Source organism: Fodinibius sp. (assembly GCF_041642155.1).
In the GTDB taxonomy this organism is placed as follows: domain Bacteria; phylum Bacteroidota; class Rhodothermia; order Balneolales; family Balneolaceae; genus Fodinibius.
This window is the reverse complement of sequence record NZ_JBEPWZ010000317.1, coordinates 1-3,322: the sequence shown is the minus strand read 5'-3', so window position 1 is coordinate 3,322 and position 3,322 is coordinate 1. Positions and strand designations below refer to the sequence as shown.

Below are 3,322 nucleotides of genomic sequence, written 5' to 3'. Positions count from 1 at the left end.
TTAACCTGTCCCGCAGGCAGCGACGTGTACAGCGATACATTAACGCCGCCAATAAGCTGCAGCGCCAGATCGAAAACCGCCCATTCGTAGCGGTTTTCACTGAGGATGGCCACCCGGTCGCCGGCCTCGATCCCATGTCTTACCAGATATGCGGACAGCGTCTGAACATCGCTGGCAACCTCATCCCACGAAATCGTCTCATACGGCTCATCCGTCAAAGGTTTTCGGGCGAAAGCCGTCTTCGTATCACCTTCATACTTTTTCGTTAGATTCAAAAATAATTCCGTCAGTGTTTCAAACGCTACAACAGTTGGCATACATCCCTTCGGTTAATTATCGTTACCTGTGTGATCTGATCATAAAAACGACGCTTACAAACCGAATATAACATTCTGAATGGAAAGTTCAGCAATCTATAATATACCATATCCCGTCCGCAATAGTGTTTTATTAGGTGTACCAATTCCTTATATTAATATCAATGAAAAAGAAAATATACTCTCATGGCTCATCCAGCAAGCGAAGAAACAATTGATTTGGTAAAGGAGATTTTCAGCTCCTATTTAAAAGAACACAACCAGCGGCAGACGCCTGAGCGCTTTATGGTCCTCGGTGAAATTTACCGGGCCGACGGCCACTTCGATGCCGATGACATCTTTTTTAACATGAAGGATGGCGGCACCCGCGTGTCACGGGCTACGGTCTATAATACGCTCGATCTGCTGGTGGAATGCGGGCTGGTGCAGCGCCAGCAGTTTGGCGAAAATCAGTATTACTACGAACGCGCCTATGCCTACCAGCAGCACGATCATATTATCTGCCAGGAATGCGGCGCAGTAATAGAGTTCTGTGACCCCCGTATCCAGGAGATACAGACGATGATGGAAAAGATCCATGATTTCAATATCTCCGGCCATTCGCTGCATTTCTTCGGTACCTGCAAGGATGAAGAAGCGTGCTCCCGCCGCCGGGAAGTCAAATCCGGCAAGAAGTTCAAAGTCAGTTAACCGGCTGGTAGCCACAGCTGCACTGGACGCGGCTGTGTCCCCCTGTCTGAGCATGCCAGTCGAAACCGGCGGGATACCCCTCCCGCTCCCACCAGAACGGGAGCCGCTTACCGGGATGATTGCCTATCTCATTCATCGTGGCGGAATCGTATAACCGGCCGTTGACCATCGTATAGGCCACTTGCTCGGTACTTCGGATATCCTCCAGCGGGTTGCCGTCGATGACAATCAAATCCGCCAGCTTGCCCTCCTCGATCGATCCCAGCTCGTGATCCATGCCGATATACCGCGCGCCGTTGATGGTGGCAACTTCCAGGGCCTCCAGCTCCGTCATCCCCCCCTGGTGCATCATCCAGAGCTCCCAGTGGGCCCCGAGTCCCTGCAGCTGGCCGTGCGCCCCCAGGTTGACATTCACTCCTTCGCGCAACAGGTTCTTAGCGGTGGCCGCGCTCAGCATGTGACCGTTTTCGTATTCTTCCTGCGGGATCATTTTCCGGTGGCGCGATCTCGCGTCCACGATGCCGCGCGGGGTGAAATTGAGCAGCCGTTCTTTCTCCCACACCCTGGTGTTCTGGTACCAGTAGTACTCACCGCTCACGCTCCCGTAATTGACTACGAGGGTGGGCGTGTACCCGGTATCACTGGCCCTCCACAATTCCTGTACATCCCTGTAGACCGGGAAAATGGGGATGTTGTGCTCAATACCCGTGTGTCCGTCCATAATCATGCTCATGTTGTGTGTAAAGGTAGAGCCCCCTTCCGGCATCACCATCACCCCGAGCTCACGCGCGGCTTTAATGACCTGCTGCCGCTGGTCGCGCCGCGGCTGGTTATAGCTCTTCACCGAAAACGCCCCAAACGCCTTCGTGCGTTCGATGGCGGACCGGGCATCCTCCAGGCTGTTGACCACGGCTTTGTACTCCCCCTCGGCCCCGTATAAAATCCGTCCCGTCGAAAAAATACGAGGCCCTGTCATGTGTCCGGCCCGTACCGCCTCGGCATGCGAAAAGACCATCTCGGTATTGGAGGAGGGATCGTGCGCCGTGGTTACGCCGTACGCCAAGTTGGCGAAATACTCCCACTGCTGCCGGGGACTGAGCCCCTCCCTGAAGTTGCCGATATGAGCATGGACATCCACGATGCCCGGCATCACGGTTTTGCCTTCCGCGTCGATGACCTCGGCATGGCCGGGCACTTCCACCCCGGCTGCGGGACCTACTTCGGAGATGCGGTTGCCGCGGACCAACACCGTGCCGTTCTGGATCACTTCATTGCCGTTCATGGTGATAACCTGTGCATTTGTCAGGGCTATCACGCCCGAGGGCTTGTCGCTTTCCATTTCCAGGCCAATGTCAAGGCCCTCATGGGTATCCAGCGGCAGCTCTTTGTCCGACTGTCCCCCTCCTTCTCCTTTCAGAAAGTCAAACGCTTCCTCCAATCCCACCGAAAAATACTCCTCTCCGAGCGTCCAGTGAAGGATCTGGCCGTCGGCGGACCAGTGCAGGTTGATCCCCGCGTCCTCTGCCACGTGCGTGACCGGGATCGCCCTGGTATCGGCACTCAGGTCAATGCCCGTTCCGGCTTGCGGCATCGGCGCCACATATACTTTAAAGAGATGATTAAAGGCCACCCACTTGTTATCGGGTCCGGGCACAAAATTATTCCCGTATTTGGAGGTAAAATGCACGCGCTTGTTGTTGCCCGACCGGTCCACGCTTTCGTAGGAGTTGTCCAGGTAACTGCCCCCCAGGTAGAAAATACGTTCGCCGTCGGCACTGAACTGTGGACGGTTTCCCTCTTCGGTGACCAGGGTGCTCTCGCCCCCGGAAGCCGGCATGGTGTAAATGCCGGGATCGGTGGTATAGGCAAAGCCCTGCTGGTTGTTCCCGTCTTCCCTGCGGTAGACAATGGTTTCTCCGTCCGGCGAAAACGAAGGCTGCCGGTAGATTCCTTTCCGCGTCGTGATCGTCCGTGGCCGGGCATCGGGATTGTTCACATCCAGCGCCTTGATGGCGCCCAGCGCGGTGTCGCTCCAGGTCACGTAGAGCAGCTTGTGGCCGTCGGGGGAAAACGAAGGCTCAAATTCAAAAGCGTCGCCGCCGGTCAGGCGCTCGGGGCTTCCGTCCGGGAGCTCTTTCTTCCACAGGTAACCCGCTGCATTGAAGACCAGAAGCCGGCCGTCGGGTGAGGTGACCGCGTGGCGGATCGCCCTGGCGGTAAATCGGTCAGGCGCTGGTTCCTGCCGGAAGGTTACGGCTTCGGTGACCTGTTGCTTCACCTCCGCTTCAAAAGGGAGCACTTCGCTCTCCCGGTCG

General features: G+C 56.1%; 3 protein-coding genes. 1 reads left to right on the top strand and 2 read right to left on the bottom strand.

Going from position 1 to position 3,322, the window contains the following annotated elements; all coding sequences use genetic code 11:
• Positions 1-317: AMP-binding protein (locus ACESLU_RS13325; protein ID WP_372639121.1), on the bottom strand; the 317-nt coding region annotated here is incomplete at its 3' end.
• Positions 318-503: 186 nt separating this feature from the next.
• Between ACESLU_RS13325 and ACESLU_RS13320 the strand changes: the two genes are divergently transcribed.
• The gene (locus ACESLU_RS13320) at positions 504-1,007 is read left to right on the top strand and encodes a Fur family transcriptional regulator (RefSeq protein WP_372639120.1); all 504 of its coding nucleotides are present in this window, start codon (positions 504-506) and stop codon (positions 1,005-1,007) included.
• On the opposite strand, the gene ACESLU_RS13315 is transcribed toward ACESLU_RS13320, so the two are convergent.
• Positions 1,000-3,322, bottom strand: a 2,323-nt coding sequence (locus tag ACESLU_RS13315) for an amidohydrolase family protein (protein ID WP_372639119.1), incomplete at its 5' end; no start/stop codon positions are given. The two genes, ACESLU_RS13320 and ACESLU_RS13315, sit on opposite strands and share 8 nt — an antisense overlap.